The following is a 14,131-nucleotide window of genomic DNA, read 5'->3' as shown; positions in this document are numbered from 1 at the left end:
TTGCGGTGTGGCGGAGCGGGCCGAGCCCGCTACGCCATCATGCGTGCCGCAGGCTAGCCTGCAGCCAGGCGTGCACGGCGGCCACGTCGGGCAGCGCGTACATCGCATGGCTGTTGGCGCGACGGCCGACCAGCACGCTCCAGCCGCCGGCGCTGTTGGCGGCCTCGAACCCATACTCGTCGGTCAGGTCGTCGCCGACGAAGACCGGGGTACGCCCGGCGAACGGCGGCTGTTCGAGCAGCCTACGCACTGCGCGGCCCTTGTCCACATCGCTGGGTACCAGTTCCAGCACGTGGTCGCCGGGTTGCAGGCGATATCCCGCCAGCTGCGGCAGATGCCGGGCGGCCAGCGCGCGCAGCGGCTCTGCCGCGCGTGGCGCGGCGCGCCAGTGCAGGGCGATATTGCTGCCCTTGTCCTCGATGCGCACGCCGGGATAGCGATGCGCCAGCACGCTGGCCTCGCGACGCAGGGCCGCCAGGGCCTCAACCGGGACCGTGCGCGTCACCTGGGGCGCGCCGCGCAGTTCCTGCCCGTGCATGCCCGCCGCCGGCAGCGTGAGCGGCGCGAACACCCGGTCCAGCGCCTGCAGCGGGCGGCCGCTGACCACCGCCAGCGCACCGTCCAGCGCCGCGGCCAGGCGCGTGATCGTGTCCAGGCCGCCTTCCGGCAGACGGACCGACTCGGGGTCGTCGCGAAATTCCAGCAGGGTGCCATCCACGTCCAGGAACAGCGCGCAGTTCTGGCCCAGGGCGGGCGGACTCGGGAAACGGTTGGGAACGGTGGTGGCCATGGGGCGGCGCGATCCGCGGGGCGTCTTCAACGTGCAAACGACGGCCCGCATTGTTCTCAACCCGGGGTGAACGGGCGGTGTTGGACCCTCATCGAGCCGAAATCGGGCGCATAAGACGATATCTCGTCAATCGCTGACAGAATTTCGGCTACGACCATCCGCCAAGCTTGGCGCGCCCCCCTGCGGACGTACAATGCCCGGCCCGTCCCACCCAATCCTTCGGAGTTCCCCAAGATGGCTCAAGCCCAGGAAGCGCGCGTCCCCGATATCGGCGACTACAGCGACGTGCCCGTGATCGAGGTGCTGGTGTCCGTCGGGGACACGGTGCAGAAGGACCAGGGGCTGATCACCCTGGAATCGGACAAGGCCACCCTGGAAGTGCCGGCCGCCTTCGGCGGCGTGGTCAAGGAACTCAAGGTCAAGGTCGGCGACACCCTCTCCGAAGGGTCGGTCGTGGCCCTGATCGAGCCGGCCGGCGAGGGCGACGCGCCCAAGGCCGAGGCCAAGCCCGCCGAGGCGCCCAAGGCGGCGCCGTCGCCGGCCAAGCCGGTCGAGCCCGATGTGCCGGTCGAGCCGGTCGATACCGCCGGCACCACGCCGGACAAGCTGACCCAGCGCGAGATCGCCCAGGCCCAGTCGCGCACCGCCTCCGGCGCCACCGCCGGCCAGGCCGAGCCGCCGTCGCCGCCGACCAGCACCCCGCCGGTGAGCTTCGACGCCTCGCGCGTGATGCCCGACAAGGTGCCGCACGCCAGCCCGGCTGTGCGCCTGTTCGCCCGCGAGCTGGGCGTGGACCTGACCCAGGTCAGCGGCAGCGCGCGCAAGGGCCGCATCACCCGCGAGGACGTGCAGGGCTTCGTCAAGCAGGCCCTGTCCGGGGCCGGCGCCGCGACCGCAGCGGGCGCCGCCGCGCCGGCCGCCGGTGGCGGCAATGGCTTGAGCCTGCTGCCCTGGCCGAAGGTGGACTTCGCCAAGTTCGGCGAGACCGAGGTCAAGCCGCTCTCGCGCATCCAGAAGATCTCCGGCGCCAACCTGGCGCGCAACTGGGCCATGATCCCGCACGTCACCCAGTTCGACTCGGCCGACATCACCGATCTGGAAGACCTGCGCGTGACGCTCAACAAGGAGGCGGAGAAGTCCAAGTCCGGCGTCAAGCTGACCATGCTGGCGTTCCTGATCAAGGCCAGCGCCGCGCTGCTGAAGAAGTATCCGACCTTCAACGCTTCGCTGGACGCGACCGGCGAGAACCTGACGCTGAAGAAGTACTTTCACATCGGCTTCGCCGCCGACACGCCCAACGGGCTGGTGGTGCCGGTGATTCGCGACGTGGACAAGAAGGGCGTCAACGACATCGCCACCGAGACCGGCGAGCTGGCCAAGAAGGCGCGCGAGGGCAAGCTCGGCCCGGCCGAGATGACCGGCGGCTGCTTCTCGATCTCCTCGCTGGGCGGCATCGGCGGCACGGCCTTCACCCCGATCGTCAACGCGCCGGAGGTGGCGATCCTGGGCGTGTCCAAGTCGAGCATCCAGCCGGTGTGGGACGGCAAGGCGTTCCAGCCGCGGCTGATGCTGCCGCTGTCGCTGAGCTACGACCACCGCGTGATCGATGGCGCGCTGGCCGCGCGCTTCACCGCTGATCTGGCCAAGGTGCTCGGCGACATGCGCCGGGTCCTGCTGTAACCGGAGGCTGCGCGCATGGCGAACACCATTGAAGTGAAGGTGCCGGACATCGGCGATTTTTCCGACGTGCCGGTGATCGAGGTGCTGGTCTCGGTCGGCGACACCGTGACCAAGGAACAGGGCCTGGCCACGCTGGAATCGGACAAGGCCACGCTGGAAGTGCCGTCCTCGGCCGACGGCGTGGTGAAGGAGATCAAGATCAAGGTCGGTGACAAGGTCTCGCAGGGCAGCGTCGTCGTGGTGCTGGAAGCCGCGGGCGAAGCCGCCGCCGCGCCGGCCCCCGCCGCGCCCCCGCCGGCCGCGCCGGCCAAGGCCGAAGCGCCCAAGGCCGAGAAGGTCGAGTCCAAGCCCGAAGCCGCCGCGCCCGCGCCGGCCGCCGGCCCCATCGAGGTGAAGGTGCCCGACATCGGCGACTTCTCCGACGTGCCGGTGATCGAGGTGCTGGTCGCCGTCGGCGACACGGTGGCCAAGGAGCAGGGCCTGCTGACCCTGGAATCGGACAAGGCCACGCTGGAAGTGCCGTCCTCGGCCGCCGGCAAGGTCAAGGAGATCAAGGTCAAGGTCGGCGACAAGGTCAACCAGGGCGACCTGGTGGTGGTGCTGGAAGGCGAGGCGGCGGCCGCGCCGGCAGACGCCCCACGCGCCGCGCCGGCCAACCCGTCGCCCGCGCCGGCCGCAGGCGCGCCAGCGCCGAAGGCCGCGGCCGGCACCGGCCGCCAGGCCGACATCGAATGCCGCATCGTAGTGCTGGGCTCCGGCCCCGGCGGCTACACCGCCGCGTTCCGCGCCGCGGATCTGGGCCTGGATACGGTGCTGATCGAGCGCTACGCCAGCCTGGGCGGCGTGTGCCTCAACGTCGGCTGCATCCCGTCCAAGGCGCTGCTGCATTCGGCTAACGTCATCGACGAGGCTGCCCACGCCGAGGAGTGCGGCATCGAGTTCGCCGCGCCCAAGATCCACCTGGACAAGCTGCGCAGCTACAAGGACAAGGTCGTCGGCACGCTGACCAAGGGCCTGGCCGGCATGGCCAAGCAGCGCAAGGTGCGCGTGGTCCAGGGCGTGGGCACCTTCGTGTCCGCCAACGAGATCGAGATCGTCGGCGGCGACGGCAAGACCCAGCTGCTGCGCTTCGAGCAGTGCATCATCGCCGCGGGCAGCCAGGCGGTGAAGCTGCCGAACTTCCCGTGGGAAGACAAGCGCGTGATGGATTCCACCGACGCGCTGGGACTGGCCGAAGTGCCCAAGTCCCTGCTCGTGGTCGGCGGCGGCATCATCGGCCTGGAAATGGCCACCGTGTACAGCGCGCTGGGCAGCCAGGTGACCGTGGTCGAGTTCATGGACCAGCTGATGCCGGGCGCCGACAAGGACCTGGTCAAGCCGCTGGCCGACCGCCTGAAGAAGCAGGGCGTGGTGGTGCATCTGAAGACCAAGGCCGCCGGCGTCAAGGCCGAGAAGAAGGGCATCACCGTGACCTTCGAGTCGGCCACCGAGGGCGCCAAGCCCGATCTGGAATCCGGCACCTGGGACCGCGTGCTGGTGGCCGTGGGCCGTGCGCCCAACGGCAAGAAGATCGGCGCGGACAAGGCCGGCGTGCAGGTCACCGACCGTGGTTTCATCCCGGTCGACCCGCAGATGCGCACCAACGTGCCGCACATCTTCGCCATCGGCGACATCGTCGGGAACCCGATGCTGGCCCACAAGGCCACGCACGAGGGCAAGCTGGCGGCCGAAGTCGCCGCAGGCGAGAAGAAGGAGTGGGTGGCCCGCGTGATCCCGTCGGTGGCCTATACGAACCCGGAAATCGCCTGGGTCGGCGTCACCGAAACCGAGGCCAAGGCCAAGGGGCTGAAGGTCGGCGTGGCCAAGTTCCCATGGGCGGCCAGCGGCCGCGCCATCGGCATCGGCCGCACAGAAGGTTTCACCAAGCTGATCTTCGACGAGGACACGCACCGCATCGTCGGCGGCGGCATCGTCGGCGTGCATGCCGGCGACCTGCTGGCCGAGATCGGCCTGGCGATCGAGATGGGCGCCGAGGCCGAGGACATCGGTCACACCATCCACGCCCATCCGACCCTGAGCGAATCGGTCGGCATGGCCGCCGAGGTCTACGACGGCACGATCACCGACCTCTACATCCCGAAGAAGAAGTAAGCGGCATCCGTCGCTCCCGCGATCGCGGGAGCGACGATGTCGGGCTATGGGGCTTCGCGTGAAAGTCCTGGATTTCCGCTCGCGTGAATGACGCTAGGAGTTTCGTCGGCAGCTCCAGACCCGCGCGCAATTTGACCAAAGAAAAAGCCCCGGCATGCCGGGGCTTTTTTGTGTCGCGAACCAGGCCTCTCATCAAGCCCCGACCCACGCCCCGAAAGGAGAGCCCCCTTGAGTCAAGGGGGCGCGCCGAAGGCGCGGGGATCTGGTGACTCATAAGCCGGGGCCCGAAGTTTGCAAAGCAAACTTTGGGGCTTCAGCGCGCGTTGCGCGTTGAAGCGCTACCCCCTTGAGTCAAGGGGGCGCGCCGAAGGCGCGGGGATCTGGAGACGTATAAGCCGGGGCCCAAGGTTTGCGTAGCAAACCTTGGGGCTTCAGCGCGCATCGCGTTGAAGCGCGTTAGAACGCGAACGTCAGACCCACCGTCGGGCCCTTGAACTCCAGGTCCAGGCCGGCGCGGCCGGTGATGTCGCCGGAGGTGTAGGGCTCGCTGTAGTTGATCTTGAACCAGTCGTAGCCGGCGAACACGCCGAAGTTCTGGGTGAACTTGTACTCGACCGTGGCGTTGGCGCGCTTGATCTTGCCGTCGTAGTCGAAGTTGCCCCAGTTCGCGTCCAGGTACTGGCCCTGCACGTTGATCAGCCAGCGATCGCCCGGGGTGGCGGTGAAGCGCACGCCGACCACGGGGGCAACGCCGTCTTCCTTCCAGGTCTCGCGGTAGCGGCCCAGCGTGCCGGCGTCGGCGGTGGCCTTGGCGTCCAGCTTGGCCCACTCGGCGCCCAGTTCCAGGCCCAGGGAGAACTTGTCGGTCTCCACGACCGAGAAGTCATAGATCAGGCTGGCCAGCTGGAAGCGCGAGTCCAGCTTGACGAAGCTGCCGCTCGGCACCGTGTTGCCCTGGTAGGAGATGTCCTCGGACAGGGTCTGCTTGTTGTCCTTCTCGTAGCGGAAGTAGTCGAAGATCAGGCGGTTGCGGTTGCTGATGTGCCACACGCCATCCACGCGCGGGGACACCTCGGCGCTGCCGAAGTCGAAGTCGCGCTTGCCGCTCACGCTCTGGCCGAAGCCCTCGGCGCTGCCGCGCAGGGTGGCGTCGCCGTCGGCGTTCATCGCGCCCACGCGCAGGGTGAAGGTGTCGTTGTTCTGCTGCGCGCTGGCCGGCGCGGCGAGGGTGCCCAGCAGGGCGAGGGACAGGCCTGCCAAGGCCAGGGAGGGGGTGGCTTTCATGAGAGCTCTCTCTGCGATCGAATGTAACGCCGGTGACGTCCGGCCCAGGTGCGCACACGCTGCACGCGAACCGGTGCACGGCTAGTGAAGAAATGAGACTGCCAGGTTCATTCATGCGCAAAGCGTGTGACGGCCGACTCCCGGGCCGCAATGCCCTGCAGTTCGCGATCGCGCTCATCCGACGGCCCGGCGCGTGTCGCTCGAAGCCACATGGCGACCCGGTGGGCAACAAAAGAGCCCCGACGCGCGCGCCGGGGCTCGGGAAGGTCTGCGACAGAGCATCGACGAGGAAGTGGGTCGCAGACCTCGCCTGCCATTGACCGGCGGGCTCCTGGAAAGTTCCCGCCAGGGCGCACGCGCGCGCCGTGCTGCGGAAACGCTTCCAGCGCGGCGCCCGCCGCGAGATGAGCGAACCGACAGGTTTTTCGTAGACAAATCAGACTTTTGAAGGTTGTCGCGAAAATGGCCGCGCTGCTATACTTTCGCGGCTTGACGGGGCCACTCGAACTCACCGTCTCTCGCACCCCACAAGGCCAACGCACGTGCTGAACTCCGTAGACACGGGTCGGCAACTGGCACAGCGGGCGACAGCCTGGCAGGCTGCCGCCGCCGTGTTGGTCGCGCTGGCCTGGCTGGCACACTCGCCGCAACACGCCCTCGGGGCGCTGTATGGCGGGCTGGGTTTCACCGCAGGCTCCTGGGCTGCCGCGAAAGTGGCGCTGGGCGGCGGGATCGCTCCGGCCGGCGTCGCGTTCGCGCGACTGCTGATGGGGGTGGCGGCGAAGTGGGGAGTGGTACTGCTGGTGCTGGTGGCGGGTCTGGCCGGATTTCGGTTGCCGGGCCTGGCGCTGATCACCGGACTTGTCGGGGCCGCGCTGGGCATGGTGCTGGCCAATCTGATCCAACGCAAAGGTGTTGCCACGTGAGTGAAGCCAACAATTCGGGCGGTCTGACCGAATACATCACCCATCACCTGGGCCACAACGCCGGCCAGGCGCTGGGCGGCACGTTCCATTTCGACAGCTGGCTGATCGCGCTGACGCTGGGCCTGATTTTTGTGGCCTGGTTCGCGTTCTTCGCTCGCCGCGCCACCGCCGGCGTGCCGTCCAAGGGCCAGGCCTTCGTCGAGCTGGTCATGGAATTCGTCGACGGCCAGGTCAAGGACACCTACCACGGCAACCGCAACTCGGTGACGCCGCTGGCGCTGACCATCTTCATGTGGGTGGTCTTCATGAACACGATGGACCTGATCCCGCTGGATCTGCCGTCGTTCCTCATCACCCATACCGCGGGCGCCGAAGCGGCGCACCACACCTACTTCCGACTGGTCCCCACGGCCGACCTGAACACCACGCTGGCCCTGTCGGTCACCGTGTTCTTCATCCTGATCGGCCACGCGCTGGCGGCCAAGGGCGGCTTCGGCTTCGGCAAGGAGCTGCTGACCGCGCCGTTCCACGCGCACGGCATCGGGGCGATCGTCCTGGCGCCGGTCAACCTGGCCATGAACATCATCGAGTGGCTGGTCAAGCCGATCTCGCTGGCCATGCGGTTGTTCGGCAACATGTACGGTGGCGAGCTGGTGTTCATGCTGATCGCCGGCCTGATGAGCGGCTGGGTGACCTTCCTGCCGGGCGTGATCGCCAACGCGGCCTGGGGCATCTTCCACATCCTGATCATCCTGCTGCAGGCTTTCATCTTCATGATCCTCACCGTCGTCTACATCGCCGGTGCGCGTGAAGGCCACTGAACAAGCCGCTTCGTCCGTTTTTCGTTTCACCCTTTCGTACTAACCAACCAATCGCTGGAGAGTTTTCATGGAATTCATCGCACACCTGCAGGGCATGACCGCCATCGCCATCGGCCTCATCATCGGCCTGGGCGCCCTGGGTGCCTGCCTGGGCATCGCCATCATGGGTTCCAAGTTCCTGGAATCGGCCGCCCGTCAGCCGGAGCTGATCCCGGTGCTGCAGGGCCGCATGTTCCTGCTGGCCGGCCTGATCGACGCCGCGTTCATCATCGGCCTGGCCATCGCGCTGTACTTCGGTATCGCCAACCCGCTGCTGACCGCTGTCCAGCAGGCTGCCGGCTAATCAGCCGGCACGCGGTTCGCCATGAGGTGAACCGCCAGGCAACGCCCGCCAGGCACCTACGCATGGCGGGTTGAACGAAATCCGTTGAGGACACGTCATGAACGTCAACATGACCTTCTTCGGCCAGATGCTTTCCTTCGTGATCCTGATTGTGTTCACGATGAAGTTCATCTGGCCGCCGCTGAACGCGGCGCTTGAAGAACGGCAGAAGAAGATCGCCGAGGGCCTGGCCGCTGCAGACCGCAGCCAGAAGGACCTGGCGCAGGCGCAGGAGAAGGCCAACGAGGCCCTCAAGGACGCACGCGTCAAGGCCAACGAGATCATCGACCAGGCACATGCCCGCGCCAACCAGATCGTCGAGGCCGCCCGCAACGAGGCGATCGCCGAGGCGAACCGGCAGAAGGAACTGGCCCAGGAAGAGATCGCCGCCGCCGCCAACCGCGCCCGCGAGGATCTGCGCAAGCAGGTGTCCGTGCTGGCCGTGAGCGGCGCCGAGAAGCTGCTGCACCGCGAGATCGATCCGGCCGCCCACAAGGCGCTGCTGGACGAACTGGCCGCGCAGATCTAAGGCGGATGATCCGATCATGAGTCAGTCCATCACGCTCGCCCGCCCCTACGCCCGCGCCGCCTTCGGCGCGGCGCAGGATGCGCAGCAGCTGCCGGCGTGGTCGCAGGCGCTGGGCTTCTCCGCCCAGGTCGCGGCCGATCCGCAGGTCGCCGCGCTGCTGCCCAATCCGCAGCTGACCCGCGAGCAGGCCCTGGCGCTGCTGGCCCCCGAAGGCGCGGGCGAGGAATTCGCGCGCTTTCTGGGCGTGCTGGCCGATGCCGGCCGCCTGGCGCTGCTGCCCGAGATCGCCGCGCTCTACGAACAGCTGCGCGCGCAGGCCGAGCATGTCGTGCTGGCGCGGGTGACCTCGGCGGCCGAACTGCCGCCGGGCGAGCTGGACGTGATCAAGGCCGCCCTGGCCAAGCGTTTCGGCCGCCAGGTCGAGGTGACCACCGAGGTGGACGCCTCGCTGATCGGCGGCGCCGTCATCGATGCCGGCGACGTGGTCATCGATGGTTCGCTCAAGGGCAAGCTGGCGCGCCTGCAGACGGCGCTGGCGGGCTGATTCCAGGCGCCGCCGGCACGCGAAGCGGCCGGCTGGCGACAGGCACACGCTTTCATTTATCCGCAGCCGCGCACCGGCTGCACAAGGAAACCCATCATGGCCACCACGCTCAACCCCTCTGAAATCAGCGACCTCATCAAGACCCGCATCGAGCAGGTCAAGCTGGCCGCCGAGTCGCGCAACGAAGGCACCGTGACCAGCGTGTCCGACGGCATCGTGCGCATCTTCGGCCTGGCCGACGTGATGCAGGGCGAAATGATCGAGCTGCCGCCCGCCGGTGAGGGCACGCCCACCTTTGCCCTGGCCCTGAACCTGGAGCGCGACTCGGTCGGCGCCGTGGTGCTGGGCGACTACGAGCACCTGCGCGAAGGCGACGTGGCCAAGACCACCGGCCGCATCCTGGAAGTGCCGGTCGGCCCCGAGCTGCTGGGTCGCGTGGTCAACGCGCTGGGCGAGCCGATCGACGGCAAGGGCCCGATCAACACCGCGCAGACCGCGCCGGTCGAGCGCGTGGCCCCGGGCGTGATCTGGCGCAAGTCGGTCGACGAGCCGGTGCAGACCGGTTACAAGTCGGTCGACGCCATGATCCCGATCGGCCGCGGCCAGCGCGAGCTGATCATCGGCGACCGCCAGACCGGCAAGACCGCGATGGCCATCGACGCGGTGATCAACCAGAAGGACTCGGGCATCAAGTGCGTGTACGTTGCCATCGGCCAGAAGGCCTCGACGGTGGCCAACATCGTGCGCAAGCTCGAGGAGAACGGCGCGCTGGCCCACACCATCGTGGTGGCCGCCACCGCCTCCGAGTCGGCCGCGATGCAGTACATCAGCGCCTACTCCGGCTGCACCATGGGCGAGTACTTCCTGGATCGCGGCCAGGACGCGCTGATCGTGTACGACGACCTGTCCAAGCAGGCCGTGGCCTATCGCCAGATTTCGCTGCTGCTCAAGCGCCCGCCGGGTCGCGAAGCCTACCCGGGCGACGTGTTCTACCTGCACTCGCGCCTGCTGGAGCGCGCCTGCCGCGTGTCCGAGGACTACGTCGAGCAGTTCACCAAGGGTGAGGTCAAGGGCAAGACCGGTTCGCTGACCGCGCTGCCGATCATCGAGACCCAGGCCGGCGACGTCTCGGCGTTCGTGCCGACCAACGTGATCTCGATCACCGACGGCCAGATCTTCCTGGAGACCGACCTGTTCAACGCCGGCATCCGCCCGGCGGTCAACGCCGGTATCTCGGTCTCGCGCGTCGGTGGCGCCGCCCAGACCAAGATCATCAAGAAGCTCTCCGGCGGCATCCGCATCTCGCTGGCGCAGTACCGTGAGCTGGCGGCGTTCGCGCAGTTCGCCTCGGACCTGGACGAAGCCACCCGCAAGCAGCTCGAGCGCGGTCAGCGCGTGACCGAGCTGATGAAGCAGAAGCAGTACGCGCCGATGTCCATCGCCCTGCAGGCGCTGTCCATCTACGCGGTCAACGAGGGCTACCTGGACGACGTGCCGGTGAACAAGCTGCTGGCCTTCGAAGCCGGCCTGCATGCGCACTTCACCAACACCCAGGGCGCGCTGCTGGACAAGATCAACGGCACCGGTGCCTGGGACGGCGAGATCGAAGGCGTCTTCAAGCAGGGCATCGCAGAGTTCAAGCAGACCGGTAGCTGGTAAGCAGCGGCCGGGATTGGGGATTAGGCATTAGGGATTCGCAGGAGCGGGATGCGGGTGGCTTCGGCCAATCCCGATTCCCGATTCCCGAATCCCACGAGCGGAGCGAGTAATGGCAGGCGGACGCGAAATCAAGAACAAGATCAAGAGCGTGCAGAACACCCGCAAGGTGACGCGCGCCCTGGAGATGGTCTCGGCCGCGAAGATCCGCCGCGCCCAGGACCGCATGAAGACCTCGCGCCCGTACGCGCGGGCGATGCGCCAGGTCATCAGCCATCTGGCCCAGGCCAACACCGACTTCCAGCACCCCTACCTGGTGGAGCGCGAGAAGGTCGAGCGCGTCGGCTACATCATCGTGTCCTCCGACCGCGGCCTGGCCGGCGGCCTGAACAACAACCTGTTCCGCAAGACCCTGGGCGAAATGCGCCAGTGGCAGGACAAGGGCGCGCAGGTCGACGTGGTCACCATCGGCCAGAAGGCCTCGGTGTTCTTCCGCCGCCTCAAGGTCGACATGGTCGGCAGCCTGAGCCACCTGGGCGACGTGCCGCACGTGGAGCAGCTGATCGGCGTGGTCAAGGTGATGCTGGAGGCCTACGAGTCGGGCAAGGTCGACCGCGTCTTCCTGGTCTACAACCACTTCGTCAACACGATGTCGCAGAAGGCCTCCTTCGACCAGCTGCTGCCGCTGCCGGAAGCCGAGGGTGAGGTCGCCAAGCACGACTGGGACTACATCTACGAACCCGACGCCAAGACCGTGCTCGAGCACGTGCTGGTGCGCTACGTCGAGTCGCTGGTGTACCAGGCGGTGCTGGAGAACGTGGCCTCCGAGCATGCCGCGCGCATGGTGGCGATGAAGGCCGCCAGCGACAACGCCAGCAAGCTGATTGGCACCCTGCAGCTGTCCTACAACAAGGCCCGCCAGGCGGCGATCACCCAGGAAATCTCCGAGATCGTCGGCGGCGCGGCCGCTGTGTAAGTGCCGGGATTCGGGATTGGAGATGCGGGATCGGCAAGAGCAGCGCAGCGCGCTTTCGCCACTCCCGAATCCCGAATCCCCAATCACGAAACCCAAGGGATGGCGCAGGCCATCCGGACAGAAATAAAGCTAACCGGAGCAGCAAAATGAGTCAGGGCAAGATCGTTCAGATCATCGGCGCGGTCGTCGACGTCGAATTCCCGCGCGGCGAAGTGCCGAAGGTGTACGACGCGCTGAAGGTGGACAACACCGAGATCACGCTGGAAGTGCAGCAGCAGCTGGGCGACGGCGTGGTCCGCACCATCGCACTGGGTTCCACCGATGGCCTCAAGCGCAACCTGGTGGCCACCAACACCGGCAAGGCGATCTCCGTGCCGGTCGGCAGCGCCACGCTGGGCCGCATCATGGACGTGCTGGGGCGCCCGATCGACGAGGCCGGCCCGGTCGAGGGCAGCGACAGCTGGGAGATCCACCGCGCCGCCCCGTCCTACGAGGACCAGTCCTCCTCCACCGAACTGCTGGAGACCGGCATCAAGGTCATCGACCTGATGTGCCCGTTCGCCAAGGGCGGCAAGGTCGGCCTGTTCGGCGGCGCCGGCGTCGGCAAGACCGTCAACATGATGGAGCTGATCAACAACATCGCCAAGGCGCACAGCGGCCTGTCCGTGTTCGCCGGCGTGGGCGAGCGGACCCGCGAGGGCAACGACTTCTACCACGAGATGAAGGACTCCAACGTCCTGGACAAGGTGGCGATGGTCTACGGCCAGATGAACGAGCCGCCGGGCAACCGTCTGCGCGTGGCCCTGACCGGCCTGACCATGGCCGAGTACTTCCGCGACGAGAAGGACGCCTCGGGCAAGGGCAAGGACGTGCTGCTGTTCGTCGACAACATCTACCGCTACACGCTGGCCGGTACCGAAGTGTCGGCGCTGCTGGGCCGCATGCCGTCGGCGGTGGGCTACCAGCCCACGCTGGCCGAGGAAATGGGCGTGCTGCAGGAGCGCATCACCTCGACCAAGTCCGGCTCGATCACCTCGATCCAGGCCGTGTACGTGCCCGCGGACGACCTGACCGACCCCTCGCCGGCGACCACCTTCGCGCACCTGGACTCCACTGTCACCCTGAGCCGCCAGATCGCCTCGCTGGGCATCTACCCGGCCGTGGACCCGCTGGACTCCACCAGCCGCCAGCTGGATCCGCTGGTGGTGGGCGCCGAGCACTACGACGTCGCCCGTCGCGTGCAGTCCACGCTGCAGAAGTACAAGGAACTGAAGGACATCATCGCCATCCTGGGCATGGACGAGCTGTCCGAGGAAGACAAGCAGGCCGTCTCGCGCGCGCGCAAGATCGAGCGCTTCTTCAGCCAGCCCTTCCACGTGGCCGAAGTGTTCACCGGTGCCCCGGGCAAGTACGTGGCGCTGAAGGACACCATCCGCGGCTTCAAGGGCATCCTGGACGGCGAGTACGACCACCTGCCCGAGCAGGCCTTCTACATGGTCGGCGGCATCGACGAGGCCGTGGAAAAGGCCAAGAAGCTGGCTGAGAAGGCTTAAGGGCTGGGATTCGGGATTCGGGATTAGGGATTTGCAAGGCGGTATCGAGGAGAAGGGCGTGGGAATGAGGACGAAGCGGCGCGGCCGCTTTACCCAATCCCCAATCCCGAATCCCCAATCCCGCCTCGCACTAGCGAGGTAACCATGAGCACCATCCGTTGCGACATCGTCAGCGCCGAGCAGGAGATCTACCACGGGGAAGCCACCCTGGTGGTCGCCACCGGTGAGCTGGGCGAGCTGGGCATCGCGCCCAAGCACGCGCCGCTGATCACGCGCCTGAAGGCGGGCAAGGTCGTGGTGACCACGCCGTCGGGCGAGCAGCTGGACTTCGCCATTTCCGGCGGGATCCTGGAGGTCCAGCCGCAGGTGGTGACCGTGCTGGCCGATACCGCCATCCGCGCGCAGGACATCGACGAGGCCGCGGTCAAGGCGGCCAAGGACGAGGCCGAGCGCGTGCTGGCCAACCGCGGCGAGACCGAGGACCTGGCCGAGGCCCAGCGCAAGCTGATGGAAGCGGTGGTCCAGCTGCAGGCCCTCGAGCGCCTGCGCAAGACGCTCAAGCACTGAGCGCTCGGGCGGCCCGGCCTGGGCCGCAGACGCGAAATGCGAAACGCCGGCGCAAGCCGGCGTTTCGCGTTGTGGGAGCGGGGCTGCCCACGTTTGGTGGGAGCCGCCATGGCGATGATGGGGCTTTACCCGGGAAAGTTTTCAGGGAAGGCCTCATCATCGCCATGGCGGCTTCCACCTGAAGCGACGCTCTTCAGCGAGCAACTAGCGGTGGAGGTCAGCATCGCCAGCCACCTTCCATCAGCGGCTTAGCGGCTCAGCGGCTCGGTCAG

13 protein-coding genes are annotated in these 14,131 nt (G+C 67.4%); 11 read left to right on the top strand and 2 right to left on the bottom strand.

What is annotated here, in order from left to right; all coding sequences use genetic code 11:
* Positions 1–37: 37 nt before the first annotated feature.
* Entirely contained in the window at positions 38–790 is a 753-nt protein-coding gene (gene otsB, locus LAJ50_RS17525) for a trehalose-phosphatase (protein ID WP_130550311.1), read from the bottom strand.
* A gap of 234 nt (positions 791–1,024) precedes the next feature.
* Between otsB and LAJ50_RS17520 the strand changes: the two genes are divergently transcribed.
* A complete protein-coding gene (locus LAJ50_RS17520) occupies positions 1,025–2,470 on the top strand; it encodes a dihydrolipoyllysine-residue acetyltransferase (protein ID WP_130550310.1) in 1,446 nt (481 codons plus the stop codon).
* A gap of 15 nt (positions 2,471–2,485) precedes the next feature.
* A complete protein-coding gene (gene lpdA / locus LAJ50_RS17515) occupies positions 2,486–4,621 on the top strand; it encodes a dihydrolipoyl dehydrogenase (protein ID WP_224096363.1) in 2,136 nt (711 codons plus the stop codon).
* Positions 4,622–5,077: 456 nt separating this feature from the next.
* On the opposite strand, the gene LAJ50_RS17510 is transcribed toward lpdA, so the two are convergent.
* On the bottom strand, positions 5,078–5,905 hold the full coding sequence (locus LAJ50_RS17510) for a hypothetical protein (protein ID WP_138653586.1): 828 nt from the start codon (positions 5,903–5,905) through the stop codon (positions 5,078–5,080).
* A gap of 542 nt (positions 5,906–6,447) precedes the next feature.
* Between LAJ50_RS17510 and LAJ50_RS17505 the strand changes: the two genes are divergently transcribed.
* The 9 genes from LAJ50_RS17505 (at position 6,448) to LAJ50_RS17465 (ending at position 13,859) form a co-directional block, all read left to right on the top strand.
* Complete coding sequence (locus tag LAJ50_RS17505) at positions 6,448–6,831, top strand: hypothetical protein (RefSeq protein ID WP_224096362.1); 384 nt, start codon at positions 6,448–6,450, stop codon at positions 6,829–6,831.
* Positions 6,828–7,652: a F0F1 ATP synthase subunit A gene (gene atpB / locus LAJ50_RS17500; RefSeq protein WP_138653588.1), complete on the top strand. Its 825-nt coding sequence runs from the start codon at positions 6,828–6,830 to the stop codon at positions 7,650–7,652. The genes LAJ50_RS17505 and atpB overlap by 4 nt, the downstream gene beginning before the upstream one ends.
* A gap of 67 nt (positions 7,653–7,719) precedes the next feature.
* Positions 7,720–7,995 (top strand): F0F1 ATP synthase subunit C, encoded by a 276-nt coding sequence (atpE, locus tag LAJ50_RS17495; protein ID WP_093138145.1) that lies wholly within the window; start codon positions 7,720–7,722, stop codon positions 7,993–7,995.
* 97 nt (positions 7,996–8,092) lie between these two features.
* A complete protein-coding gene (locus LAJ50_RS17490) occupies positions 8,093–8,563 on the top strand; it encodes a F0F1 ATP synthase subunit B (protein ID WP_130550306.1) in 471 nt (156 codons plus the stop codon).
* 16 nt (positions 8,564–8,579) lie between these two features.
* On the top strand, positions 8,580–9,107 hold the full coding sequence (locus LAJ50_RS17485; RefSeq protein ID WP_130550305.1) for a F0F1 ATP synthase subunit delta: 528 nt from the start codon (positions 8,580–8,582) through the stop codon (positions 9,105–9,107).
* 96 nt (positions 9,108–9,203) lie between these two features.
* A complete protein-coding gene (gene atpA / locus LAJ50_RS17480) occupies positions 9,204–10,766 on the top strand; it encodes a F0F1 ATP synthase subunit alpha (RefSeq protein WP_130550304.1) in 1,563 nt (520 codons plus the stop codon).
* 109 nt (positions 10,767–10,875) lie between these two features.
* On the top strand, positions 10,876–11,739 hold the full coding sequence (gene atpG, locus LAJ50_RS17475) for a F0F1 ATP synthase subunit gamma (RefSeq protein ID WP_130550303.1): 864 nt from the start codon (positions 10,876–10,878) through the stop codon (positions 11,737–11,739).
* 146 nt (positions 11,740–11,885) lie between these two features.
* Complete coding sequence (atpD, locus tag LAJ50_RS17470; protein WP_130550302.1) at positions 11,886–13,292, top strand: F0F1 ATP synthase subunit beta; 1,407 nt, start codon at positions 11,886–11,888, stop codon at positions 13,290–13,292.
* Between the two features lie 144 nt (positions 13,293–13,436).
* Positions 13,437–13,859, top strand: coding sequence for a F0F1 ATP synthase subunit epsilon (locus LAJ50_RS17465; protein WP_130550301.1), 423 nt, complete (start codon positions 13,437–13,439; stop codon positions 13,857–13,859).
* Positions 13,860–14,131 lie beyond the last annotated feature (272 nt).

Origin of the sequence: Pseudoxanthomonas sp. X-1 (genome assembly GCF_020042665.1) — a bacterium.
GTDB classification, from domain to species: Bacteria; Pseudomonadota; Gammaproteobacteria; order Xanthomonadales; family Xanthomonadaceae; genus Pseudoxanthomonas_A; species Pseudoxanthomonas_A spadix_A.
Note: the sequence above shows the minus strand (reverse complement) of the source record. Positions and strands in the feature narration are given on the sequence as shown.

Excerpts from the sequence above, each read along its gene's own strand:
- otsB (WP_130550311.1), bottom strand. The coding sequence starts at position 790 with ATGGCCACCACCGTTCCCAACCGTTTCCCGAGTCCGCCCGCCCTGGGC.
- LAJ50_RS17520 (WP_130550310.1), top strand. The coding sequence starts at position 1,025 with ATGGCTCAAGCCCAGGAAGCGCGCGTCCCCGATATCGGCGACTACAGC.
- lpdA (WP_224096363.1), top strand. The coding sequence starts at position 2,486 with ATGGCGAACACCATTGAAGTGAAGGTGCCGGACATCGGCGATTTTTCC.
- LAJ50_RS17510 (WP_138653586.1), bottom strand. The coding sequence starts at position 5,905 with ATGAAAGCCACCCCCTCCCTGGCCTTGGCAGGCCTGTCCCTCGCCCTG.
- atpE (WP_093138145.1), top strand. The coding sequence starts at position 7,720 with ATGGAATTCATCGCACACCTGCAGGGCATGACCGCCATCGCCATCGGC.
- LAJ50_RS17490 (WP_130550306.1), top strand. The coding sequence starts at position 8,093 with ATGAACGTCAACATGACCTTCTTCGGCCAGATGCTTTCCTTCGTGATC.
- LAJ50_RS17485 (WP_130550305.1), top strand. The coding sequence starts at position 8,580 with ATGAGTCAGTCCATCACGCTCGCCCGCCCCTACGCCCGCGCCGCCTTC.
- atpA (WP_130550304.1), top strand. The coding sequence starts at position 9,204 with ATGGCCACCACGCTCAACCCCTCTGAAATCAGCGACCTCATCAAGACC.
- atpG (WP_130550303.1), top strand. The coding sequence starts at position 10,876 with ATGGCAGGCGGACGCGAAATCAAGAACAAGATCAAGAGCGTGCAGAAC.
- atpD (WP_130550302.1), top strand. The coding sequence starts at position 11,886 with ATGAGTCAGGGCAAGATCGTTCAGATCATCGGCGCGGTCGTCGACGTC.
- LAJ50_RS17465 (WP_130550301.1), top strand. The coding sequence starts at position 13,437 with ATGAGCACCATCCGTTGCGACATCGTCAGCGCCGAGCAGGAGATCTAC.